The organism is Candidatus Edwardsbacteria bacterium (genome assembly GCA_018821925.1).
In the GTDB taxonomy this organism is placed as follows: Bacteria; Edwardsbacteria; AC1; order AC1; family EtOH8; genus UBA2226.
On the sequence record JAHJLF010000055.1, the window covers coordinates 1 to 25,761 of the forward strand.

Consider the following 25,761-nt stretch of genomic DNA (forward strand, 5'->3'; position numbering starts at 1 on the left):
ATCAGGTTCGGAGTCAAACCAGTATGTTCTTTGCCGTCCACCAGGATCTTGGCGCCGTCGGGTTCGGTGACTACAAAAAGCCCGCCCGGTTTGGCGGATTGGCCGGCCCCCGGCTTCCAGGAGGAGAATATCTCGGCCGCTTCCTTCATAGCGCTTAGCAAGTCAGCTATTTTCCCGTAATTACGGGAGAAAGACAGGTCTATGCCGCCGCTCTGGATGTCTATCATCCGCAGTTCCACCACATAGATAGCGCCTAATTTACCGATAGTGCCGCCGATCATCTTCTGGGCGCCCAGCAGTTGGCCGATTTCAACCAGGCAGGAGGCCTCGCTGCAGGCCCCGGTCATCTGGAAGCCCTGTTCTTTGAGGATTTCGTCTCTTTTTGATCTTTCCACCACATCGTAAACCCGGTATTCCACCAAACTGTTCAGCAGTTTGTCTGTCAGCAGGGAAAGCTCCTTCTGAGAAAGGCCCGAAGAGGTATTGAGGTCCATCACCGAGATAGTGGTTTTTTGTGTACCGCCCATGGCCAAGCCGGTCAATAAAAGACATAGACCAACAACCAGCGCCGCCTTTTTCATTTTACTCCTTTTATAGTTAGAGTTCCGCTTTGATCTCGAACCTGCTGCCTTCCGGCTTGCCCTCAATTGTTATAGCATCATTGGCACCTGCCGTCGGCAACAGGTCATTCCAGATCAATTTTATGACCTTTATATCCTCCTTATCACCCGATATTGTTAGGCTCTTCAGGGGCGTCTTGACGCTGACCTTGGCCTCGCTCTTGGCCTTGCGGACCGCGGCCAGGACCTCCATGGCCGCCCCGAAAGCATCGTTCACCCCTGGTTTTGCTATGCCGGAGAATTCCTTCTCTTCCGGCCAGGCAGAGGTGTGTATCGATTTATTTCGGCCTTGCTCCGAGGCGAATATCCAGCCCCAGGCCTCCTCGGTAAAGAAAGGGACAAACGGGGCGAACAGCCTCAACAGAACCGACAGGGTGAATTTCAGGGTGGCCAGGGCCGAGATCTTCCCCGGGGTCATCTCCTCCTGATAGGCCCGTACCTTGACCAACTCCAGATAATTATCGCAGAATTTTTCCCAGAAGAATGATTCGGTATACTGCAAAGCATCGGCGTATTCGAAATTATCAAAGTGCTTGCCAGCCTTGTTCACCACCTGCAGCAGATGATCCATAAAACTGCGGTCCAATTCCTCGGTGATCCTGTCCGAAGTCAGAGAAGCCAGATCCTGGTTCAGCAGGTGGCCGGATACGAACTTGGAGGCGTTGTACAACTTGGTGACCAGCCGCTTGCCGTTGGCAAACATGGCCTCATCGTAGGCGGTATCCACCCCAAGCCGGGCCTTGGCCGACCAGTAGCGGACCCCATCCGACGAATACTGCTGCAACAGATGTTCCGGGGTGATCACATTGCCTACGCTTTTGGACATCTTCTTACGGTCGGGATCCAGGATCCATCCGTTAACCAGCACGCTATGCCAAGGGATCTGGTTTTCGTGCAAATAAGCCTTGACTATGGTGTAGAAGGCCCAGGTGCGGATGATCTCAGGCCCCTGGGGGCGGATATCCATGGGAAACACCTTGCCGTGGCGACCATCATCCAGCGCCCAGTGACTGGCGATCTGCGGGGTCATGGAACTGGTGGCCCAGGTATCCATCACATCGGGGTCGCCAGTGAAACCGTTGGGCTTGTCCCGCAGGCTTTCATCGAATCCCGGGGCGGGATGCGACTGGGGATCGGTGGGTAGCATTTTTTCATCGGCCAGAATGGGATTTTCGTAGTCGGGATTACCTTCTGAGTCCAGCTTGTACCAGATGGGGAACGGCACCCCGAAATACCGCTGGCGGCTGACGCACCAATCCTGGTTCAAGCCCTGCACCCAGTTCTCGTAGCGAACCTTCATAAAATCGGGATGCCAATTGATCTTGTTGCCCTGTTCTATCAGGGCCTCTTTCTTATCCATTATCCGGATATACCACTGACGGGTGGGGATTATCTCCAGCGGGCGCTCGCCCTTCTCATACATTTTTACCGGATGCTCGATGGGCTTTGGCTCCTCGGTCAATGGCACACCCAGTCCCGGCAAGGCCTCAGCCTCTGAGGTTCTCAACATCTGAACTACTGCAGCCTGCGCCTGCTTGATGTTCTTTCCGGAGATCTGTCCGTAAAATTCATTGGCCTTGTCCACAGCCAGGCTTTCCCAACCCTGGGTACCGAACTGTACCGGCATCATCCGGCCGTTGCGGCCTATGGTCTGTCTGAGTGGAAGTTTGTACTGGCGCCACCATTCGACATCCATGACGTCGCCGAAGGTGCAGACCATCAGGATACCGGTGCCCTTCTCGGGATCGGCCTTGTCGTTGGCAATGATCGGCACCGGAACATGAAACAGCGGGGTCACCGCTTTTTTGCCGAACAACGATTTGTATCTCTCATCATCGGGATGGGCGATCACCGCCACGCAGGAGGCCAGCAATTCCGGCCTGGTGGTAGCAATGACAAACGATGCCGCTTGTGATGAGCCTGTCGAATCACCCTCTACTCCAAATCTGATGTTATGGAAGAATCCCGGTAAATTTTTATCCTCCACTTCGGCCTGTGATACCGCAGTCTGAAAATCAACATCCCACAGATGGGGGGCAAACATGGAGTAGACATGGCCGTCACGAAAAAGCTTTGCGAACGACAGCTGCGAGGTTCTCCGGCAGAGGTCGTCGATGGTGGCGTATTCCAGCCGCCAGTCGATGGACAGGCCCAGGTGCTGCCATAGCTGTTTGAAGACCTTTTCGTCCTCTCCGGTGACATTGTGGCAGAGCTCGATGAAATTGTCCCGGTTGATCTCCTCGGGACGAGATTTTTTATCGTTCTTGGGTTTGAAGCCGGGCTGATACGGCAGATGGGTGTTACACCGGACGTTGTAGAAATTCTGCACCCGCCGCTCGGTGGGAAGTCCGTTGTCATCCCAGCCCATGGGGTAGAATATATTTAAACCTTTCATCCTTTTCTGGCGGACGATCACGTCCTGTTGGATGTAGCCGAAGGCCGAGCCAACATGCAGAGAGCCGCTTACCGTGGGCGGCGGAGTATCAACCACGAACGTTTCATTGCGTCCGCGGTTTTCGTCCCACTGGAACATCTTCTCATCCAGCCAGCGCTGCATCAGCTTTTTTTCGATCTCGGCAAACTCGTATTTTTCTGGTATCTTTCCCATATAATCCAATCTCTGATTTAAATATAGAAATCCCGGCAATGATACAATATCCGGTGGTTTGAGTGTTGCGGTAATTTATAGCTTTGATCGTCATTTTACCTTAAATAAAATCTTCAAGTCAAGTTAAAAAGGGCCGCGTATAGCTGGTGCATCGCAATATCTGCTTGATATTATTTCATGATTATGATACTCTTTCGGAAACATATTGGATTGGAAGACCATGAGAAAGGCAATTCTGGGGCTGGACCTGGGCGGGACCAACATCAAATCCGTTATATTCGATCCTGTCCTCAATAAGATCATCACCCAAGGCCAGATACCGACCCAGGCCGGATTGGGTATCTCCCGAGTGGTCGACAACATCGTTTCTTCGATCAAGAACAACCTGGCCGCCGCGGAAAGATCAAGGCGCCGGATAACGGCTCTGGGCATCGGTTCAGCCGGGCTGGTGGAGAACGGCATGGTGCGTAATTCCCCCAATCTTCCCGGTTGGCAGGGAGCGGTTCCCCTGCTGAAATTGATCAGAAACAAAATGTCCGGAATAGATCTGTCGATCCTGATAGAAAATGACGTCAACTGCCTGGTGGCCGCCGAATATGCCATTGGAGCGGCCAAAGGATATTCAGAGGTGATAGGGCTGGCCATCGGCACCGGAGTGGGCGGGGGAATAATAATCGGCGGCAAGCTGGTGACCGGGGCTCATGGCGGGGCGGGTGAATTGGGCCATATGACGGTCAAGATGGACGGCCCGCGCTGTAAATGCGGCAATCACGGCTGCCTGGAGGCGATGGTCGGCACCGAAGCCATAATGGAGCGTTACCGCTCCCTGAATTCAAAATTCAGAATTCAAAATTCAGAATTCACCGTGGCTGAAATATCGGTTCGGGCCAAAAGGGGCGAGGTTGCCGCAGTCAAAACATTCTTCGAGACCGGGAAGATACTAGGCGTCGCCTTGGCCAGCATTGCCAATATTTTTAACCCCCAGGTGATCGTGCTGGGCGGCGGAGTGATCCAGGCCGGAAAATTTTTAATTGACCCGGCCAAGGAGGAGATGCATAAAAGAGTGATGCCGTATAATGCCAAAGGCTTGAAAATAAAAACCGCCCGACTAGGTCCCGTGGCCGGGGCCGTTGGGGCGGCGATCTTGGTCTATAGATATTCTGCCAAATAAATCCTACTAATCACGGCATCAAATATAAGAAACCATTAACCATAAAGACACGAAGTTTATTAAAACCCCGTAATCAAAGAGCTAATTCAGTTTGGTGCCTTAGTGTCTTGGTGGCAAAAAAGCCTAATAATATTGCCCCGATTAGCACTCTACATCTCCCCCGCCCGTTTGACGGCCTTTCTGCCATATTTTTCCCTTATTTCATCCACTGCTTTATCCAGCTTCTCATTCTTAACTTTACTTTGCGAATCGTCGAACAAGCCCAGCTGGTCCTCTCCCTGGTTCAGATTGGAGGCCGATACGCCTATCAGCCGGATCTTGCGAAAGGTCTGCCAGTTCTTGTCGAAAAGCATTCGGGCTATGGTATTGATCTCGATGGCGTTGTCAACTGCATTTTCTACCGTCCTGCCGTAGGTATGGGTTTCGAAGTCCTGATACCTCAGTTTGAGAGTGATGGTCCGCCCTTTTACCCCTTCGGCCCTCAGGGCAGTGGCCACCTGCTCGGACAGGGTCAAAAGCGTACGGTGGATATCCTCTTTGCTTCCGGTATCCTCGTCGTAAGTGTGCTCCCGGCCCATGGACCTGACTTGATCTCCCTGGCTGACAGGATCTTCATCTATGGCGTTAGCCCGTTCGTGAAGATAGGCCCCCATTTTACCGAAAACAACCTCCAGTCTTTTGGGGTTATATTCGGCCAGCTGCCCGATTGTTTCGACCCCCATTTGTTTTAACCTATCCGCCGTCTTTGGCCCGACGCCCCACAATTTTCCCGATGCCATCGGGGCTAGAAATTTTTTCTCCCCGCCTTCGGGCACTATCACCAGTCCGTCCGGTTTCTGCAGGTCGGAGGCGATCTTGGCCACCAATTTATTGGACCCCATGCCAACCGATGCAGTAAGGAATAATTGAGATTTTATGGCCGTTTTTATTTTCCGGGCGATCTCCCGGGGTTCCCCGAAAAGCCTCTGGCAGCCGCTTAGATCCAAAAAGGCTTCATCCACCGAGATCTGTTCGATCTGCGGAGTGAAGCCTTTCAGTATTTCCATGATTTTATCTGATATTTCCGAATATCGCCGCATCCTTCCCGGCAGGAATATCCCTTGGGGACACAGAGCAAAGGCCTGGGAGACCGGCAGGGCCGAGTGAACCCCGAATTTCCTAGCTTCATATGACGCCGCTGATACCACGCCGCGACCCTTGCCCCCTTTGGGATCGGCCCCCACGATCACCGGCTTGCCCGTTAACGCCGGGTTATCCAGCACTTCGACCGCCGCGAAGAAGCAGTCCATATCCACATGGGCAATCAGCCTGGGCATTTACATATTCCTCGTTTAGTTTGCCACCGCCGCGCTGTCAAGCTTCCGGGGCTCCAGCTCGCTGTCGTCCTTGCCGTCTCCGTTGACATCCCAGGATATCACAAAATCGTCCATCAGAGCCGATACCGCCAGCTGGCCGCTCCGGCCGATGGCCGGAGGGATGTCATATCCAGCATTTTTTATCAATTTGTCGTTCCATATCTTCAAAGACATTTTGATGGGGCTGATGCCGCCGGGTCTGATCCGCACCGTGATCTCCCCGGCCCCCTTGTACTCAGCATTAACCGAGCCATCGCTGTTCTTCTGGTAAGAAAGATTCGGTATCTTTCGGGTGGTGGCGAACTCGGCGGCGCTTCCGGTGCGGGTTATCTTGGCCTTGATGTTCTCCAGGCCGGCCCTCTCCTGTTCATGCAGACTGGGCTGCTTTAAAAGGGCCTCCACGATGGGCAGGTATTCATCGGGAGTGGCCGGCCCGGTATGCCGGTCATTGTCGTCATAGAAATGGAACTCGCCCTGGCCGGAAAATTGGATCTGAAAGCCATATTTAAGAGAATCTGGTTTCTCCGCCGGCTTGACGGTGTCCTTGGCCGCTGGGGGCATGGTGCTGTCCGCCAGGATGTTTATCACTACCGGCTTCTGGGCCTGAAAATCAGCCTTTTTGGGCTGAGCATTGCATCCCAGGATCAATCCTGCGATCAATAAGCCCATCACATCGGCGTTAATATACCGCTTCATGGGTTTTCTCCTTCCAGTTACATAACTTGATTAAACGGCATCCGGGGCATTCCGGTTTCCGGGGATGGCAGATTTTCCGGCCATGCTCAATTATGTTCAGATGCAGGGGATAAACCATCTCATCCGGGACAAGCTTGCGGAATCGGTCCTGAAATTTTTCCCGGTCCTCTTTTTTCCTCACCCAGCCCAGCCGGTTTGAAACCCGATAGATATGAGTGTCCACCGGATAGACCGGAATCCCGGCCCCAAACAGCAGGGTGCAGGCGGCGGTTTTGGGGCCCACTCCCTTGATCGCCAGCAGGTACTGATAGGCCTCCCCCCGGGGCAGTTTTTTCAGGAACTCCAGCCCGGCCCTCCCCTGCTTCCCAACGATGAATGAAATCAGCTCCTTGATCCTTCGCGATTTGATATTTGCCAGTCCTCCGGCCCTGATGGTCAGAGCTATGCTGCCGGCCTCGGCGCCGGCCAGGGTCTCCCAGCGGGGGTATTTTTTCTTCAAGGCCAGAAATGCCCGGTGACTGTTGCTGTCGCTGGTATTCTGGGACAAAATGGTCTCCACCAAAACATCCATCAGCGGACGGGAAGCGGTCCATCTGGGCTGCCCATAATATCTATTGAGCATTCCATTTATTTTTTCGATAGATGGTCTAAGTTTTTCCGGCATTATATAATGATCTTTGCGCCTCTTTGATGACCCTGTCGGGAGGGATCCCGGCCATACATTTGGGGTCCGGGCAGTCCATCCGGTTGCATCCCAGACAATCCAGCTGCTTGTCCTGAAGCACGACATGCCCCTGGCCCCATGGCCCCTGGCTTCTGGGAACGGTCGGCCCGTAAAAAGAAATCACCGGGATCTTAAAGGCGGTGGCTATATGCAACGGGCCGGAATCATTGCCGATTATTAAGTCGCAGCCGGAAAGCAAGGCCGCCATCTGCCGCAGGCTGGTTCTGGGGATCAGCTTTGACGACTGGCAGACTGATAAAATGACTTTGGCATCGGTCTCTTCCGAAGGACTACCCCAGAATATCAGTATTTTGTTATTGGGGTCGGACGACAGGGCTTTAGCCACAGCTATATAATTATCTATCGGCCATCGCTTGCAGGCCCATCCTCCGGTGGGGATCAAGCCGATAACCCGGTCTCCGCCCAACGCCAAAGATCTATAAATACCCTGCTGGTATTTCTTTTCCTCATCCGTCAGGTTGAAAACCAGGTCTTTCCGTGATACCGGTATCCCCAGATATTTCAGCACCGAAAGGTTGAACTCAACTTCATGACCGTAGTTTGCGGCCCTGGCATTCAACAGGTGGCTGTAAAAGAATCTCCGGTAGCCGAAATCGAAACCGATCCTGTTACCGGCCCCGGAGATCACCGATTGGATGGCAGTTCTAGGCGTTCCTACCAGGTCTATGGTCAGATCGTACCCGTCCTTTCTAAGGTTTCTTAAAAATGATAACTGCTTGAAGATTTTATCTTTTTTAAATATAACGATCTCATCAATATCATGATTATTATACAGCACCGGAGCGCAGAACTCCTTGACCATGTAGGAGATGTGCGCTGCTGGATAGGCCGCTCTCAGGTTGGCCAAAAAAGGTGTGGTCCACAATACATCTCCCACACCGCTCATTCTCAGAACCAGTATCTTTTTCGCATCCAGCTTCATTGATTGTCCAGCGATAGTTTATATATTCTTTCAAACCCCAGTAACATCTGGGAATCGGAAAATCTATTCATTACTTTCTCCCGTCCGGCCTTGCCCAGTTTTATCCTCAGACCCTCGTCATCGAAAAGAATGCTTGTTTTTTGGATCAAATCTTTTATATTCCTAACCTCGGCCAGCAGACCGTCCTTCCTGTTTTCTATTATATCCAGGACGCCATCCTTGCCGTAGGCCACGCAGGGAAGCCCGCAGGCCATGGCCTCGGTCAGAGTCAAACCGAAGGATTCGGCATAAGAAGGAAATACAAATATATCCAGAGCCTGCAGATACCTTTCACGGTCATCTTTGAACCCGGTCATATGGGCCCTGGGGCCCAGTTTATCCTTAATATCCCTTTCGACCTTACTGCCGTAATCGTCTTCGTTCTTGCTATGCCCGCCAATAAGAAGGAATTCGATATTCTTTCCGGACAGAGCTTGGGCCATTTCGATAAAATCCTCATAACCCTTGCCGTAGGATATCCGGCCCATCATGCCGATCAGGATAGTATCGTTAGATATGCCCAGTTCATCTCGAACCGCCTTTCTCTGAATAAAATCCGGAATAAATCTGGACGTATCGGTGCCCAAATAGACGATATCTACTTTTCTCTCGGAAAGCGGGGTCGTTTCGATAAGGTTGTCCTTTATAAGCCGGGAGATAGCCGTAGCCCGGTTAACCCCCCGGTACACAAACTGGTGCCAGGGATCCTTTTTTTTGATATAGGATCCCAGATGTTTAGTAAAGACGATCTTCCCCCCGGTGAGATGCTTAACCGGCACAGCCAGGTTGAGGTCCTTTGAGTAGTGGACATGAATTAAATCGGGCTCGGTCTTTTTTACATACTTCAGAAAACGAGAAAAACCGCTCAAGCCAAAAGAACTGTTGGCAATGATCGGTTGGTTATCAATACCAAGTTCCTGACATCTGGTGGACAGTGGAGTATCTTTCCCCGAAACGACCGTTACCTGGTAACCGAGGACGTTCTGCAAATAGGCAAGGCGGGCTACAATCATTTCCATTCCACCCCAGGAGGCTGAACTGCAGACATGTACGATATTAATTTTCACTCATAACTTCCTGAAGGTTCAGTTCCCAAAGTTTGAGGTATTTGACCAGCACGTAATAGGACGAAAGAACGCACAACATAAATCCCTCCCACCCGTCCATAAACCCGGCCTTAAGTATATACATTTTTAAAAAAGTGGCCAGGGGTGACAATATTATATGCCTTAATCGGAACCTTTTATTACGGGTTTTCAGTTCCTTGGCGGCAATGGTAGTGTAACTGTTCAGCCTGGATAAATATATTTCTAATGATGGATAGGTGTAATGCAGCATGGGCTGTCTGAAATATGCCGTGGTCCCCTTCAAAACAACTATATCGTGCGGGTTCATCCCGCCGAAACGACCCTTGCTCTTCAGGAACAACCGAAGATGGTAATCGGGAGACCATCCGCAATGGGTTATCCATCTTCCGATGAAATTGGAACGACGGGGAATGTGATAACCGTCGATAGCCTGATCATGGTTTTTCTTGGCGGCCAGTATCTCCTGTTTCAGTTCCGGGGTTATCACCTCATCGGCATCCACCGACAGGATCCATTCACCCTGGGCCAATTCTATGGCGTGGTTCTTCTGCTGGATATGTCCCGGCCAGAGGTTGATATAGACCCGCTCCGTAAATTTTCCAGCCAGCTCCACCGTGCGATCCGAGCTTTCGGCATCAACCACCACGATCTCATCCACGAAATCCAATGCGGAAAGGCACCGTTCGATATTGCCTTCCTCATTTTTAGTTATCACCGTTGCCGATATTCTCATGATCTAGGCCCCCGGTCATTGCCTGTCTTCCGTTGATAGTCTTCCCAGGTATCGGGCCGATTCTTCTCCAGCCAGCGACAATGCCAGGCCTTGGAAAGCCTGAAGAACCAGTAGACCATCATGGCGGTGGCATTCATATAACCGTGAGCCCCGTCACGGTATCCTTTGTGAACTATAAAGCATTTCCACCACATTCCCAATGGGGAAAATATTACCCGGGCCAGGCTGGGATTGTATCCCTTTGGCAGGCGCTCCTCCACATCCAGTTCGGAATAGCGGTTAATCTTGTTGAAATAATCAAAAGGGGTGTTATAGGCATCGTGCCATAGAGGCTCTTTTATCCTAAGAATCTTTTTCTCCCCGCCCTCTACCTCTATCCAGGTGTGGGCGAACCCGGTCCAGCGGCATTTTCCTCTCCGGGCCAGGCGTGGCTGATAGCTGGGGTTGTAGTTGCCGTATCTGATCTGCCGGCCCCAGAAATGTTCCACCCTTCTTACCCAACCGGCGTTATATTCCCGGTAGGTCTCAGGATTACTGCAGATGTCCAGTAATTTATCCCTCAATTGGTCAGTGATATACTCGTCCTGATCCAGTATCAATATCCATTCTCCGGTGCATCGCTGCATGCCGAATTCCCGCTGGGCCAGGTACCCGGGCCAGTCGTTGTGAAAATACCTGTCGGTGTGTTTTTTAATAAGCTCGACGGAGCCATCGGTGCTGCCGGAATCTATCACCACTATCTCATCGGCCCATTGGGCCGATTCCAAACAGCTGGCCAGCTTCTGCCCGCCATTGTAGGTATTCAGCATTACCGAAATTTTATCCACTTCCGGCCTCCCTGATCTTGGCCATCACCACAAAACGCCCCAGGGCCGACAGGCCGGCTATGGCCAAGCCCCGGATCCCCTCGCGCCACCCCTGAAGGACAATATAAAGTTTCCAAAACTCCGCCAGAGGTTCCCACAACAGCCTAAAGGCTGAAAATCGGCGGCCCTCCCGGGTCTTCTGTTTGGCCTCCAGGGAGGTATATTCATTGGTCTTTTCCAAATACCGGAAAAGATTCGGAACCGTATGGTGCTTTATGCAGCCAGTGACCAGCCTCCCCGTCGGACCGTTTATTAACACTCCTTCATGGATATCAACCTCCGGGATGCTGGCCGATCCCTTATGGAACAGCCTTAGCTGCCAATCATTGCCCCACCGGGAGTGTTTTATCTTTTGCCCGATGAAATAATTATCCCTTTTAATAAAATACCCTCTGGCCGGACCGGCCAGGGAGATTCTTCTTAGCTCCTGGTTCAACTTGTCATCCAGCGCCTCGTCGGCATCCAGAAAAAGCACCCACTCATTATTTGCCTTCGAGATGGCTCTCTGGCGTTGCCGGGCATAGCCGGGCCAGTCAGTCTGATATACTATGGCCCCTAAAGAACTGGCGATCTCCACTGTCCGGTCGGTACTGCCCGAATCCATAACGATGACTTCTGAAAAGTCTTTCAGGCTGGCTATGGCGTTAGCGATATTCTGCTCTTCGTTCCTGGCGATTATTATGGCTGTAATGTTGTTCATAATTTATCCATCGCTTGTTATCCACAGGGCCGCCCCCAACAGGTCATCGGCCACACAGTCAATTTTATATTTTTTCAGCCAGGGCTCGCTTCCCTTGGTCTTGCCGGTAAGCACCAGTATGGTCTTTGCCCCGATATTATTCCCAAACTCGATATCGGCCCGGCTGTCGCCGATCATGTATGATTTCCCGAGGCTGATTTTCAGGTCTTTCTCCGCCTGCCGGGCCATCCCGATATCAGGCTTGCGACAGGGAGTCTTTTCATCAGGATGGTAAGGACAATAGTAGATGGCATCCAAGATCGCCCCGTCTTTCTTGAGCAGTTGCCGTAATTTCCGATGAATGGCGCCCAGGGTTTTAAGGGTCAGATATCCCCGGGCCACCCCCGACTGATTGCTGACCACCACAACTTTATATTTTTTCTCATTGAGCAGTTTGACGGCCCGGCCGGAGTTTGGCAGCAAACTTAACTGTTGGGGAGAATTGATATAATTGGTGTCAACATTAATGGTCCCGTCCCGGTCCATGAAAACAGTTTTTACGGACATGTGCCCCTTCTGCAATTACATTTATCAGTATGATAACCTATATTTTACCATCAGGCAAGAAATATTTTCAAAGCAAAGCGAGGTGGAGTAATTATCCGCCTCGCTTATACAAAATCATCACAGATGATCATCGAATTCACTTCATCTTATAACTTCCCCCCACCCGATGGGTGTTGCCCAGATCATGGCTGTTATGGGCATAATCAACATTGAACCGCCAGATAGATAATCCGGCCCCGAAGGTGGGCTGGGATTGTTCCCGTCCGGCCCGAAAAGCCAGTATATTCCTGTATTTTAGTTCTGTTCCCAGCCTTCCCTTTTGATAATCTTCGGTCGATCCCTCCCAGGCTATCGTCACAGTACTTCTAAATATGTTTACCGGCTGCCGATAGGCCAGGCCCATTTTATATATTGCCGGGCGAACATCGTTGTGCTTTTTGACCGTATTCCAGGCTATACTGGTGCCGCCGACATCCTGGGCTACGGCGCTCAGGGAGAACAATCCCAAATTGGAATTTTCAATCGCTACCGGAAGCATGCCAACCAAAGGTCGGGATTCAGCCCGGCGGATGAACCATTCTGCCAGGTCAATATCGATTAAAATTCCTGCATCCACCCCCAGCCCGGTTGCCTGCCTGTCATCCAATTTGTTATAGATGAATTTGATGCTGCCGCCCGGATATATTTTCCAAGGCTTGCCCAAGGTGATTTTATCAAATGAGGCGCCGGCCGAGAAAAAGAAGGCATTTTCGTTATCGCCGAAAGATCCCACCGGCGGGGTCCCCACGGTGTATGAAAACCTGGGGATATCGTCAACCCCCAGCCTGATCCAGCCGGCTCCGACTGTTATTTTCCTGTTCATTGGCCATACCAGGGCCAGATAGTCATGACTGGCTAAATTGGCAAATAAAACAGTGTGTGTCAGCATTATCTCGGGGGTCTTCAGCCTGCCCAATCCGGCCGGGTTCCAGTATAAAGCGCTGGCGTCATCGGCCACCGGGCCGAAGGCTCCGCCCATACCCATGGCTTTTGCCCCCACAGGAAGATTTAAGAACTCTCCGCCGTATTCCTCAGCAGTGGCCATGCTCGCACAGAGGAATGTTGCTAAAAATATGATGCTAAGTGTTTTTTTCATCCATACACCAATTTTAAGTTTTTGCCGTAATTTTTTACCGAAGAATAGCCATCTTGCCTGTCTTCTCCAGCTTAGTGCCGTTCTGGAAGACGATTACCTTATAAAAATATACACCATTAGCTATACCGTTTCCGTTATCATCACACAGATCCCATTCAAATGTGCGTACTCCGGAGGTCAATCCACCCTTGAAGGTTTTGATCTGCCTTCCTGCAACCGTAAATATTTTAACCTCATATCTATCGGCCACAGCGCCCACAAAGAAATAAAAGGTTGTGATATCCCCGTTAACCGGGTTGGGATAGTTTGCGATTTCTTTAAGGGAGAATTCTATTTTTACATCATTGAATATTTTAAGAGAAGATTTGTTGCCCAAATTATCCGCCGCTCCAACTTCCAGGCTATGCTTTCCATTATCTAATTTGGCGGAATATACCAGCTGAACGCTGTAATTTTTATCAGGATTAATCGCCAGGCTGTAGTTTGCTTTACTTATAATCTGATTATCCAATTTAAGCCATATTGAATCGACATTTATTCCATCCCGGTCCTCGATCATGACTGAATATTGGGGATCGGGAACACTGATAATCTGCCCCCAGCCTACCGCCTGTTGGTCAACCTTGGCGGTTATATGCGGACCGGTAGTGTCCGTGGAATACATGGCGGCAAATGTTCCGGGCTTGGGAGAATATCCGGAGATATAGTTGCTGTCAATCTGCGAGGGGATGAGTTGCCACATTCCGGTAATATCTTCAAGTCTAAAAAGTTTTAGATTATTCAAGTCCGTAGTGCTGTCGATATTCTCCAACTTTAAGGATACCCATAATTCCCGGCTGTTGTCAAAAACCCGGGAGGAATCTATCAGGCCCACAAAATAGGCCTGCCCCAAGCTGTCAAAGGGGATCAAGCCGGACTGGGCAATGGCGTTTATATCGAACAGCTTCCGGCCGATAATAGCTACCGCGCTGTCGTGCAGGCAGGAATCAGGGAAAAAAGCTTTGGCCTTGGAATAATAATCAAGGGTATCCTGATTGTTGCCTCTTGCATCCAGTTGATAATAATAGAAATCCTGAGAGGGCACCCAATAGGCCACCGACTTGTCGTTAGTGGTATCCTCCTGGGGATACGGCGATATCAGTGTCCGAAGTGGATCTATCCTGTAATATAGCTGGGTGAACTCCCCCTCAATCGTCCATGGCAGGCTTAGCTTCTTTTCCTTCCCGGCGGCAATGGTGTCAATACTACCGAAACCCAAAATCGAATCGTCGCTTGAACGATAGAAATATACCGGGATCGAATCGGCGTCAATATCCCCTTGGTTCTTAATTGAGGCGTTTATGGTAAGAACTCTCTTGCCCCCCAGGTAAACCGATCCCTGAGCCTGGCTGGAGGGAGCCAGATCGGCCCGGCGTAGTATTTTGTGGTTTTCCCAGCGTCCGGTCGTAATATTGCCGAAAGTGTCCTGCGCCAAAATACGGAAGACCAGGTATATCTCGGACTGCGGGGGGTAGTTCCCCTCCAACCCGGTCAGGTACAGTTTGTTGTTCAGTCTGGCAGAATCGCCGGACAGGGACATCAAGGCCTGCTTAAAAACGCCACCGGTGTCGGTGGTATCGTTATAGCTTCCCCAGCGCCAGCGGCACCAAACCGAATCAATGCCCGAAAGGCTCTGGACGATCCCGGTGATTTGTATGCTGTCAATATCGGTGGGGGCGGAAGGAATTACCTTGATCCCCGATACGGCCGGCCGGCTTATGCCCAAATACTCCACTGCCACCCAATCGGAGTTATCATCTTTCAGGTATATCTTCAAGTAAGCCTGCCCGGAAAGAGCCGAGTCGGGAATAGTTATGTACGTTTGGGCCTGGCCCGCCGAGCTGGAGAAGGCATTCTGTAAAACAATTCTACGGCCCGAGTCATATAAAGAAACCACTGCCAGGCCGGAGCCAAAAGGTCCGGTTATTTTTATCTGGGTGGAATCGCCTGGCAAAACCGCCGTTTGCGATATTTCAACCCTCAATCCGGTATCCGGAAGGGCCAGCCGGACCGCCGGATCGCCCAGCAGGTTATAACTGGCCAGCATGTCCAGGGTCTGGCCGGATGGCGGCAATCCCCCGGCCAGGCTGTATTTAGAGGACAATGCTATATCTCCTAAATACCTGAACCCCCTCCTATCCCAGGCATCCATAAAGGTGTTTTCCATAGTGCAGCCGGTAATGCTATCCCCGTAGGAAGCTCCGCTGCTGGTGTAAACCCCGATAGCTCCCCCATTATTGAAAATGAAAGATTCGCTTATGGAGGTATATAAGGGGCTCTCAAAAGCGCCCGAGGAGCAGGTGAAAGACCCTATCAGGGGCCATCTCCCCCAGTTATTCAGCCGGGGAACATCATAATACCAGAAGAAGCTCCCGTGCGACCACAGCTGCGCCCCGCCATGCCCGTAAAACACCGCTACCGCCACCCCCTGATTAAGGCGGTTTATCAGGTCCTCCTTGTTCTGGTAGGCAGAACCGTGGTATACCTTGGCAATGTCGTATACCGGGGAAACCATGGCCGCCAGTTTATCGCTGGGGCTATAAAAATTGTCCTCAATATTGAGGGGCCAGCCGGCAACAAACAGGATGTCCTTGTGCCACCGGTCCAGAAACAACCGCTGGTCATACAACTGCCTTTTATTGTCCCAAATGGCAAATTCATCGTTGGAGTTTACCGGCAGCCGGCCTATAGATATATCCGGCAAATAATCATCGCCATTGACCCTTACAAAATAATCATCATCAGCGATCCCGCCGTAATAATCCGTCCTGGTGAGATGGACCGGTATCTGATCGCGCTTGCTGTTTCCGATGACATTCCGGGGATCGTAGCTGCCGTCGCCCATCAATAAGACATATTCCGGTTGGATCGACCAGTTATCGAAAGCGTGCTTAAGATAATCCTTTATTGCTTTGTCCGATGGTATTCCATCGTTGAACTCATCGTAGATATCCGTTGTCAGCGCATAGCTCGCATTGGGGTATTTTATCCCCCTGACCTGGACCATCTTCTCTGCCGAGGCTTTCAGTTCATCCGACGTTATGACGACATATTTGGTGCCGCTGAATGCCGGATCCCTTAAGTTTGACGCTTTGTTCGGCACCAGATCCCCTGGAGAAAGCTTCCTTTTATTATCGCTCAGGATAACCAAGTATTTTTCATCGCCGTATATCCTGTCCTGAAAAGACAGAGTGTAATCCAGACCGCTGGTCCCCAGGGATATAGCCGAGCCGACGATCTTGCTTACCCCCAGTTTGTAAACCTCGGTTGTGTAGGTTGGAAATCCGGTTAAGGTATACTGCACCAGGGAATCGGAAATGTTCCTATCGGAGGTGAATGTCAGGTTCCCCCCGGGGACATTGAAACCCCTTTTATAATCGATTTCAAACCAGTTGATCAGTATCTTGTTGCTGGTATTGGAAGTGGTGTCATGTTTGATCGTCAGTGTATTAGATCCGCTGATGACTGCTGCTGCTGGGAATTTAGCAATGAATAATTTTTCCGTTTGTTCATACCAGGTAAGATCGGCTATCAAATACCCGTTTAGCAACAGCTGAACATGATGCCAGTCTGTGGTTATCCCGTGGAGGCTGCCTTTGATAATGAAGCTGTCGCCCGAAGAAATATACGGGGAGGGAATGTCGAGGCCGATGGCCGCGCTTCCCGGATAATCCAGCCTTTTCCAGAACCACCGGTCGTGCTGATCGCTGTTCAAACTGCTCAGACGGTAAAACAGGCTGTCCTTTTCAAAATGGCGGGTCTCCGAAAAGTGGCTGGCCTGGGTCATTCCCGATAAAACCGGGGTTCCGTCCTCCTCCGTCATCCGGGCGCCGTAGGAACCGGTCAATGACAGGTAATACACATCGGCATTGGAAAATTGATGATAATAAGTGGAGTCCCCCCGGTTGGCCTGCCCATAAAATTCAAAATAATCATCGGGATCGAAAGCCCCATCCGCCTGGCCTTTGAAGTACAGTGCGACCTCCCGGCCCTTATTTATAATTTTCAATGACCGGGGGTCCGTCAGATTGGGATTTATTCCCGCGGCCAGAAGATCGTTATAGCCTATTTTATAGATGCCGTCGCTTTTGATAAATATCTTATACGGCATAGTGTCACAGGATAATTGGCCGGCCTTGGATAAAGCACGGTAGCCCCATTTTTCAGCCTGTTGGGGGTTGGCTACGGTTCTCAGCAGCACTTTGTTCAGCTGGCTTTGGGCCGGCTGAATCCCCTGAGGATAGGTCCCAATTATTTTGTATTCAATGGTGACCCTGATCCTCCGGCTGAAGATCACCCGGGCATTGGCCGGATCGAAAATGACCGGGAAAACTGTTGCCGTCGATACCTTGGTGTTTCCGGCCCAAGCCGGGTTGCTCAAGCTGGCCGCCTGAGCGGGGTACTGGGCCCTCCCGGAATATATTGTCTGGTCGATCACAAAACCGTTTTCCATCTCGGCCGGGGCCGGACTGGGAAGAGGGACAATGGGGATATATTCCCTATCCAGCAGTTCTACCTGGGTGATGATTGCCAAAGCATTGTAAGGGACAGCCAGCATTATGCTGTACTGCGGCAAAGAAGGTTTCCCGCAGTCAATGGTATTGAGGCAGCCCTCCACCGATATTTGGTAATAAGTTTTATTGTCAGCAATTACTGGAGCGGTTTTAATATTCCCCGCCCCGAACTCAAGAACCATGCCGGCTTCATCGGATTTGATAATATCAATATCGGCCTGGGCCGTAGCCGAAAAATAAAGAACAATGGCGGCGATCGCTATATACTTTTTCATTCCTTTACCTCACTACCATTATTTTTGCCATCGCAGAGGCCGTCCCGGAAGTCAATTTAGCAAAATAAATGCCGCTGGGCACTTTCTGGCCAGCCCGGTCCCTGCCATTCCATTCTAGGGAGTGTTCCCCTTCGGCTAAATTACCGCTGAACAGCGTATTGACCAGCTGGCCGGTAACATTGTAAACATCCATCCTGCAGTTATATGATATTGAGAGTTGCCGCGGCAGGCTACCGGCCGGGGATGTGATCAAATATTTCAGGGTCGAACGGTCCGAAGTCGGGTTGGGAAAAGTTGTGATACTGCACCAAGGCTTGGCATCACTGTCTGACAGATCACCATCTTTCGGGGGCCAGGGATCTATAAATAAACTTTTAATGAATATATCAGGGCTTTTATTGACTACCGGTTGATCTCCGGTCCAAACCAGATGCATATTTCCCCGTGAATCAGCAGCCACAGAAGGCAATACCGCCGATGCCCTCTGATTGGTCACCGGCTCCTCCTGTCCCCAGCTGTCGTTGGCGCTCTGCCGGCGGTATATCTCATAGTAGCCGCTGCGGTCATCCGACCAGAAGACATCCACCAAACTATCCCGGCAGACTATTACCGGGCTTTCCGTCCGGAAAGCGGCGCCGCTGAGGACCGTTTCCTGGCCCCAATTCCCTGACAGGAAGGAATACTTCCGGTAGCATATCTTTGAGCTGTTAAGCGACCAGTCCTGCCAGACCACATGGATGTTGCCGGAATTATCGGCGGCTATGGCCGGGCTGAAAGCCCCCAAGGAACTGTGGCTGATAAGGCTGTCGCCCTCCCAGCCGCCGGTGGACATTTTGCGGAACCGCACCTGAAAGGTCCCGGAACTGAAGTCCTCCCAAACCACTGCCGGCAGTCCCTGGCACATGGCAACGCTCGGCATCCCGCAATAATCAGCATTCTCCCCCAGGATGCCCTCCGAGCCCCAGCTGGAGCCGGCGTAGGTTCTATAGTAAATCCGATAAAGTCCGCTCCTCTTATCCTGCCAGAAGACGAACAGGCGGCCGTCCCCGGCAACGGCGATCGTGGGGTTGGATGACGGTCCGGAACTGGCGGTAAGACTGTCAGTTGCGGTCCAGTAATTGTTGTTATATCTGCGGTAGGCAATCTCGAAGTTCTCTATATCGGTGGTGAATTCGTTGGTTTCCCATACTAAATGGAAATTTCCAGCAGCGTCCGTGGCGCAGGAGGGATACCAGTTGTTTAGCCTAGTGTTGCCGATCAAACCGACAGTGGTGTCGGCCGACCAGGCGCTCCCGTCGTATCGCTTGAATCTGACCTGGCAGCCCATGTTGTTCGGGCTTGAATAGAAATCGTACCAGACCAGATATATCCGGTTCTGGAAAACAGCCAGGCTGTGGCTGTTGTTGGTTGCGGTGTAGGACCCGCCGTCGGAATATGTCAGGTTGCTGTCGGCCGTCCAAACCTGGGCATACGACAGAAGGGAAGCAAATCCAGCGACCGCGACAGACATAAAAATAAACTTAATGCATCTCATGAATCACCGTTATTATTTGCGGTTGATATAATTAATGAAAATGAAGCCGGTATCATCTGGATACCGGCTTCATAACGACGATAATTTACAGCATAGCCAGTATCCATAGCTCACCATTTAAAACAAAGATGACTGTGATACTGACATTTTTCCGGCTATAAGGCACCTCTTATCGTTCAATTTTTCTTATGTTATCTTAAAGTTTGGAATTTGTCAAGCAAAAAAGCGCCGTATAAAGATATCTTTATACGGCGCATAAATCCTTACCTGAGCAACACTAATTTCTTGGTGGCAGTTTTATTTTCCGTTCCGGAGTTCATCTGCAATCTATAGATATAAATGCCGTTGGCCACCTTTTGTCCCCGGCTGTCATCCCCCGTCCACTTAATTGAATAGCTGCCAGCAGACTTGTTGCCCGAAACCAACGTTTTTACCTTTTGTCCCAGAACATTGTATACTGCAAGTTCTACTCTTGAATTAGAGGGTATTTGATAATTGATATTGCAGGAACCCCTGGCCGGATTGGGATAGGCCGGATGCAACGCGAAAGTTGAGACCACCACGCCCGGTTTGCCGCCGGCCACCCCGGTAACGGTAGGAGCATTGGTGACCCTGCCCCAGCGCACCACCAAATCCGAAATAATGGTATCCATCACTCCGGCCTTGAAGATATGGACATTGTATAAGCCCGGCTCCAGTCCGGCCAAAGTAAAGTAGCCGTTATTATCGGTAGCTTCGGTGTTTTTAACCTTTGAACCGGAGATGGCGCTGACTATGGCGCCGATCACCGGGCCGTTGGTGGTGGTATTGCACAGGCCGGTTATCCCGCCCGCCTTGTAGCCAAAGTATATTTCATCGGAAATATACGTATCGGCCGTTTTGCCGCCCATAACCCAGATGCCCACGGAATCCAAAGCCGAGGCTGAAAGGTAGGCCGCCGTAATCGGGTAATCGGTGGCCGTTGACCAGTTGTTGGCAAAGGTGTTATAAACGCCGATCTTTTTTAGGTAGCCGTCAGCTATGTTTTTGCCGCCTATCAGATACAAAGAGTCATTTATAGCAACCGCTGAACTGTAGGCAGATAACCAGGGAAGCGCAGTCCTGATGGTCCAGGCATTGGTTATGGGATTATATTTGATATTGGTCTGCAGAATGGAGCCATCCACCCTCTGCCCGCCGATGGAATAAACCCGTTTAGTGCCCAAACTGTCTAAGGTTGCAAACCCAATTCCGGCCCGGCCAAAAGAATTGCCGCCCAGCAGTTCCTTGGGGGTTATCCAGCTGTTGGCAGATACCAGATAGGCCTCCACCGTATCCAGCCCGGCAGCCGTATTGTTAAGCCCTCCAGCGGCATAAACCGTATCAGAGATGCTGGCCACCCCCATGAATGCCCGTGGAGTGGGCATAGCAGGCAGGCCGGTTACCCAGCTGTTTGAAGCTGGCAGGTAGGCGTGAGTTGTTGACAGCGGCAGGCTGTCGTTATCGTAGCCGCCAATCACATAGATGATGCTGTCCCCTACCGCGGCCGCCCCCAGCCCGTATCGGGCAATCGGCATGTCGGACAGGCTGGTCCAGGGGTCGCCCCGGGAAGTGTCGGCTGCCGGATCGTAGCAGAAAACGGTATTGGTGGCCCCCAAATAGTCGCGCCCCCCGAATACATAGACCTTCCCCTGAACCTGGCAGGTTCCGGCTCCGTATCTCCAAGAGGGCATGGTTGATTTTTTCCGCCAGATCAGGCTGGAGATATTGTTGGCCTGCTTGAGCGACAGGTTCACCAAAGCAGTAGAGTCGGCCGCTATCACAATCCCGGGCATCGAATCGGGAGCAAACCAAGCGGCAGAAACCAAAACGGTGTAAGTGTCAGAGGTCAGGCCGGGAATGCTGTATGTGCCGTCCCAACCGGTTACGGTGGAAACGGTATCGGCCGGCCTGGCGGCTTTGACCGACGCCCCGGCAATCGGAGTGATGCCGTCTAACTTGGTTATTCGGCCGTCGATCCAGCCGGTCAGGGAATGCATGGTATGATTGCAGGCCGAAGCGGAATCCTCAGCCAAAATGATGCCGGGCACCGTGTCGGTCAGGCAGTAAGGAGCAGAGAAGATCAGGGTGTCCCCGGCGGTAGTTTTCAGGTTTGAAAACTGATAATACCCGGAAACATCGGAAAAAGTGGAATCACTATTGGTGCCCCGGATATCGACCCGAGCCATCTTTACCGGAGTGATTCCATCAGCCCGGACAATAGCGCCCGACAGGTCGGCCCGGGAGGATACCAACGCTAAATTGTTTCCCCCATTATTCTGCTCATTGGTAACGGTAACATTGCTCAAGCTGGCAGGCAGGTAATTTACCGCCGAGGCCATCAGCGAATCGTAAAGCCCGCCGGAGATATTGCTGATGAAATACCGTCCGTTGTTATCCGTATTGGCCGAGTCAATGGGCGCCACCCCCTGATAGGCCACCACTTTGGCCCCGGAGATCGGCCCCCTTCCGGCTGTCCTTTCCACCATACCGGAAACCGACCCGGTAATAGCAGATACGGATGTCGATGGATTATTCCAGATATAAAGGGCAGAATCCGAGGCTGCCTGGAGTTCGGATAATGTGTTTCCCGCCACCACGGCAAATACCGCCCTGGCCGTATCGCCCGGATCCATGGTCCAGGGGCCGACCGAGGTCAGAACATTCTTGGTCGAAAGTTCCGGCTTGTAATTTTTTACCCAGACATTTGGAAGTCCCAGGTAGCGATATGTTACCCAAACACTATGATAATCGTCCGAGGAGAAGGGAATGCCCAGGGTAATGGTGCCAGTGGCCGGATTATAACTGCCTCCTGGGTATCGGTCGGTATTGCTGTCGTCGTAAACCCCTAATATTTCGACTATTTTGGACAGGTCTAGCTCGGATATGTCCAGGGTATCATCCTGCGGAAGCCAGGATGCATCATGCATAAGTGTCGAATACCTTTCAAAAACCAAAGTATCCAGATCAATCGGCACGGCCAGGCTGATCATCCCGGATGACTTGTCAAATGACCCTCCGGCATAATAATTGGTGCCGGTGCCGGAGCTGTCCTTAGCCCAATAGACCCCCTCCACGTTCTGAACCGCATAGGGATCTATCTGCAGAGTGTAGCTGTCCCAGGGCGTGGTGATGACCTTGTTGTAATAATAATTATAGGATACCGCCACATTGTTTATCCGGTAATAATAATCCACATACAGCTGGGCGCCGCCGTAATAGGGGGTGCCCAGGGTGATCAGGCCGCTGGCCGGATCGAAACTGCCTCCGGTGTAATAGTTGACGCCTGTATCCAGTGGATTGTCATAAACTCCGGCCACCGAGGCCACCGGGGTCACCGAGACCGTCAGGGTCAGGGTATCACTGGGCCATATCTCCTCGCTGTTGATCAGAGCGGTCCGGTCGGCTTTGGGCGTCCCCAGATAGATCAGACCCTTTTCGGCGTCGAACGATCCTCCGGTGTAATAATTCAGGCCCAGATGATTGGTGTCGTTGACGTCCCACACTCCCTCCACATCGGTGATAACCTGGCCGAAGAAATCAAGGCTGAGGGTATCGAAAGTGGTTACCGGAGCATTGACCTTTTGGACATCGGCCACATCCGATTTATTCCGGCTCAGGTAAAAATACTTACTGTAGGGATTCAGGGGATCGTCGTCGCTGTATGGTTCCATCCTGATGCCGAACCAGCTGGAAGCCCCGCTCAGCCCGGCCGGGCTGCCAGAGGGGTCCACCGCCTGCAACAATCTGATGCCCAGAAATTGGGGATCGATCCCGTAGCTGTTGGAGCAGGAGACCGAATCGGCCGTGATCCACAGCAGGTTCCGCCCCCCCCCGTTGACCGGATCGGGAGAGCTGTCAAAACCGCAGAAGTCAAGGTTGGAGGAATTATTGGCGGCATCCCGGAAAACAGTGGGCAGATGGTAAAGCCCGGCATACAGGCTGTCCACCTTTTCGCCCCCCACATTCTCCAGTTTATAGTTCAGAATGTAAAATTTGTCTATGGGCGAATAGCTCCACTGATGCACCGTCAGGTCGGCTTTGATGCCCAGCTTAATTCCCTGGTTGGCGGCATCGCTGGTGTCCCCGAAACCGGCTGAAAGCTCAAAGGGCGAAACAGCGCCCGGAATATTGGCTGATATCAGGCTGCCATCGTTATTCCATTCGGTGCTGATCAGGCCGTTTCTATCAATATATCCGGCGCTGACCCCGAAATGTTTTTTATTGTCGATGGACCCTCCCAGCCACAGACTGCCCAGTTTCAGCAGGGATTTAGCGTCGTGATAGGGATATAATCCGGCCGGAAGATACTGGGCGGCGGTGGTATCCCCCATCAGGTTGTTTGACAGCAGGTCGGTTTTCAACGCTCCGGCATTGATGGTGGCCCTGTCGGACTGGGCCATTCCCCAGCCGGCCGCCAGCGATAAAACAAATACGATGCACAAAAATTTTCTCATGGGTCCCTCCGAATTATTGATGGATATTTTCATAACAGCTTTAAGTATAAGACATAAAGCCCTTAAATGTCAACAGTTTCCTTGCTCTCATGTTTCAAACCACAGCCCGTTCGGGGCCTATAATATTACTCTGGCAATTAAATAGAGTCTGTTTATAAAGTCCTCTTTTTCGTCATTCCTGCAGAAGCAGGAACCCATGACCTATTGAAATTACTGGATTCCCGTCTTCACGGGAATGACAATTTGAGGACTGGGATAACAGGAAATAGACGAAAGTAAAATTTGCCAACAGTTTATTAGCAGCCTAAAACGAATTGACGCCCCTGCCTTCAGGGGCGTCAATCTCAGTTTAAGGATGGCTACTTGATAAGGGTGATCTTCTTGGTGGCTTTGAAGCTCCCGGCCTCCAGCGAGTAGAAATATACCCCGTTGGACATGGCCTGGCCCCTGTCGTTCTTGCCGTTCCAGGGAACCGAATAATAGCCGGCCGGCCTGGCCTCGTTGCTGACCAGGGTGTTGACCAACTGTCCGGTGATGTTATAGATCTTCAGGCTGACATTTGACGCAACCGGCAATTGGAATCTGATCTCGGCCTGGCCGGAGAACGGGTTGGGTATGGGAGCCCCCAGGGCAAATGATGCCGGTAATGCCGGCCCCAGGGTTTTGACCTCGATCGGCCCGTAAGCTGTCCGGTCCCCGCTCCTGGATACCTCCACCAGCTGATAATAGTAAACCTTCTGAGGAGCGACCGAAACATCAAAGTAGTCGTACTCGGTCGGCTGGTTGGTGGTTCCCTGAGCCTCCTTTTCGGCAATTTTGACATATGGTCCGGAGGCTGATGCGCTTCTCTCTATTTCCCAAAGCTCGGAATCCAGCTCGGACTGGGTGGCCCATTTGAGGGTTACACCCTGGGTGGAGACCAGATGGTTGAAGAAGGAGAGCGAGACCGCGCCCGGGGTGCTGATGCCGCTTAGAACGGTCAGGGAAGTGTTGGACAAGACCCCCCAGTTGAAGGCCGATTTGGCCGCCGAATTGTCCTGAGCCCTTAAATAGACGGTGTAGGTGCCTACCGGCCACCCTACAGTGGATATTCCGCCGTGAGCCTTCTCGTAAACGCTGCCCCAGGAGCCGTCGGTGGGAGAAAGGTTGCCTACATAGGAGATGGCGCCCACCCGGACCGAGCATCTGACTGCGCCAATCCCGGAAAGCCCGGTGCTGGAATCGGAGGCGTCGCAGGAAACAATGAAGCCGTTGCCGGCAGCATTGCCCACCGGGTTGCGGGCGAATTTTATGGTTCCGGGAACGATGAGCGGCCCGGTAAAGTCGTTGCCCACCCGGTTGATGGTAAAGTTGCCCACCGTGTCAAAGCCGCTCATGGCCGGATAAAGGCCCTTGTCCTGAACCCTGACCCTTACCTGATACTTGCTGCCGTTCTCCCGGGTGGTGATGTCCCAATCGTAGGGCGAAGCAACCAGAGAGGTGGTCTTAAGCAGGGTATTCCAGCTGGCGCCTTCGTTGTTGGAGTATTCCACCCAGGTGGTGTCGATGGTGGTGCCTCCCTTGGCATAGGCCCGCCAGGCGATGGGAACGCTGTCGCCGGTATAGACCTGGCCGGCCACCGGGGTCTGGATGGTGTCGTAGGGATGGTCGTGGCCGATCAGCCAGATGAACATCTTGTTGAGGATGTCGGTGCGGATGGC

17 protein-coding genes are annotated in these 25,761 nt (G+C 51.8%); 1 reads left to right on the forward strand and 16 read right to left on the reverse strand.

All coding sequences use genetic code 11. The annotated features are described in order from the left end of the window. Together KJ869_06580 and valS are read right to left on the reverse strand one after the other, a co-directional pair. Positions 1 to 581: CsgG/HfaB family protein (locus KJ869_06580; GenBank protein MBU1576857.1), on the reverse strand; the 581-nt coding region annotated here is incomplete at its 3' end. 16 nt (positions 582 to 597) lie between these two features. Next, the gene (gene valS / locus KJ869_06585) at positions 598 to 3,228 is read right to left on the reverse strand and encodes a valine--tRNA ligase (protein MBU1576858.1); all 2,631 of its coding nucleotides are present in this window, start codon (positions 3,226 to 3,228) and stop codon (positions 598 to 600) included. A gap of 220 nt (positions 3,229 to 3,448) precedes the next feature. Between valS and KJ869_06590 the strand changes: the two genes are divergently transcribed. Beyond that, positions 3,449 to 4,399, forward strand: coding sequence for an ROK family protein (locus tag KJ869_06590; GenBank protein MBU1576859.1), 951 nt, complete (start codon positions 3,449 to 3,451; stop codon positions 4,397 to 4,399). A gap of 149 nt (positions 4,400 to 4,548) precedes the next feature. On the opposite strand, the gene dinB is transcribed toward KJ869_06590, so the two are convergent. From dinB to KJ869_06660, 14 genes are all read right to left on the reverse strand, one after another. Next, positions 4,549 to 5,715 carry a DNA polymerase IV gene (gene dinB, locus KJ869_06595; GenBank protein ID MBU1576860.1) on the reverse strand — a complete coding sequence of 389 codons (1,167 nt, stop codon included), beginning with the start codon at positions 5,713 to 5,715 and terminating at the stop codon, positions 4,549 to 4,551. A gap of 15 nt (positions 5,716 to 5,730) precedes the next feature. Next, positions 5,731 to 6,450, reverse strand: coding sequence for a hypothetical protein (locus KJ869_06600; GenBank protein ID MBU1576861.1), 720 nt, complete (start codon positions 6,448 to 6,450; stop codon positions 5,731 to 5,733). Beyond that, complete coding sequence (locus KJ869_06605) at positions 6,434 to 7,072, reverse strand: endonuclease III (protein ID MBU1576862.1); 639 nt, start codon at positions 7,070 to 7,072, stop codon at positions 6,434 to 6,436. Before KJ869_06605 ends, KJ869_06600 begins: the two co-directional genes overlap by 17 nt. 25 nt (positions 7,073 to 7,097) lie before the next feature. Continuing rightward, a complete protein-coding gene (locus KJ869_06610) occupies positions 7,098 to 8,117 on the reverse strand; it encodes a glycosyltransferase family 9 protein (protein MBU1576863.1) in 1,020 nt (339 codons plus the stop codon). Then, a complete protein-coding gene (locus KJ869_06615; GenBank protein ID MBU1576864.1) occupies positions 8,114 to 9,223 on the reverse strand; it encodes a glycosyltransferase family 4 protein in 1,110 nt (369 codons plus the stop codon). The genes KJ869_06610 and KJ869_06615 overlap by 4 nt, the downstream gene beginning before the upstream one ends. Continuing rightward, positions 9,213 to 9,977 carry a glycosyltransferase family 2 protein gene (locus tag KJ869_06620; GenBank protein MBU1576865.1) on the reverse strand — a complete coding sequence of 255 codons (765 nt, stop codon included), beginning with the start codon at positions 9,975 to 9,977 and terminating at the stop codon, positions 9,213 to 9,215. The genes KJ869_06615 and KJ869_06620 overlap by 11 nt, the downstream gene beginning before the upstream one ends. Next, complete coding sequence (locus KJ869_06625; GenBank protein ID MBU1576866.1) at positions 9,974 to 10,804, reverse strand: glycosyltransferase family 2 protein; 831 nt, start codon at positions 10,802 to 10,804, stop codon at positions 9,974 to 9,976. The genes KJ869_06620 and KJ869_06625 overlap by 4 nt, the downstream gene beginning before the upstream one ends. Next, on the reverse strand, positions 10,797 to 11,543 hold the full coding sequence (locus KJ869_06630) for a glycosyltransferase family 2 protein (GenBank protein MBU1576867.1): 747 nt from the start codon (positions 11,541 to 11,543) through the stop codon (positions 10,797 to 10,799). The genes KJ869_06625 and KJ869_06630 overlap by 8 nt, the downstream gene beginning before the upstream one ends. Positions 11,544 to 11,546: 3 nt before the next feature. Next, positions 11,547 to 12,089, reverse strand: coding sequence for an HAD family hydrolase (locus KJ869_06635; GenBank protein MBU1576868.1), 543 nt, complete (start codon positions 12,087 to 12,089; stop codon positions 11,547 to 11,549). Positions 12,090 to 12,225: 136 nt separating this feature from the next. Beyond that, positions 12,226 to 13,173, reverse strand: coding sequence for a hypothetical protein (locus KJ869_06640; protein MBU1576869.1), 948 nt, complete (start codon positions 13,171 to 13,173; stop codon positions 12,226 to 12,228). An 85-nt stretch (positions 13,174 to 13,258) separates the two neighbouring features. After that, entirely contained in the window at positions 13,259 to 18,052 is a 4,794-nt protein-coding gene (locus KJ869_06645) for a T9SS type A sorting domain-containing protein (protein ID MBU1576870.1), read from the reverse strand. Positions 18,053 to 18,056: 4 nt separating this feature from the next. Beyond that, a complete protein-coding gene (locus KJ869_06650; GenBank protein ID MBU1576871.1) occupies positions 18,057 to 19,562 on the reverse strand; it encodes a T9SS type A sorting domain-containing protein in 1,506 nt (501 codons plus the stop codon). 287 nt (positions 19,563 to 19,849) lie between these two features. Continuing rightward, on the reverse strand, positions 19,850 to 24,061 hold the full coding sequence (locus KJ869_06655; protein ID MBU1576872.1) for a carboxypeptidase regulatory-like domain-containing protein: 4,212 nt from the start codon (positions 24,059 to 24,061) through the stop codon (positions 19,850 to 19,852). A gap of 359 nt (positions 24,062 to 24,420) precedes the next feature. Then, on the reverse strand, positions 24,421 to 25,761 hold a 1,341-nt coding region (locus KJ869_06660; protein MBU1576873.1), incomplete at its 5' end, for a T9SS type A sorting domain-containing protein.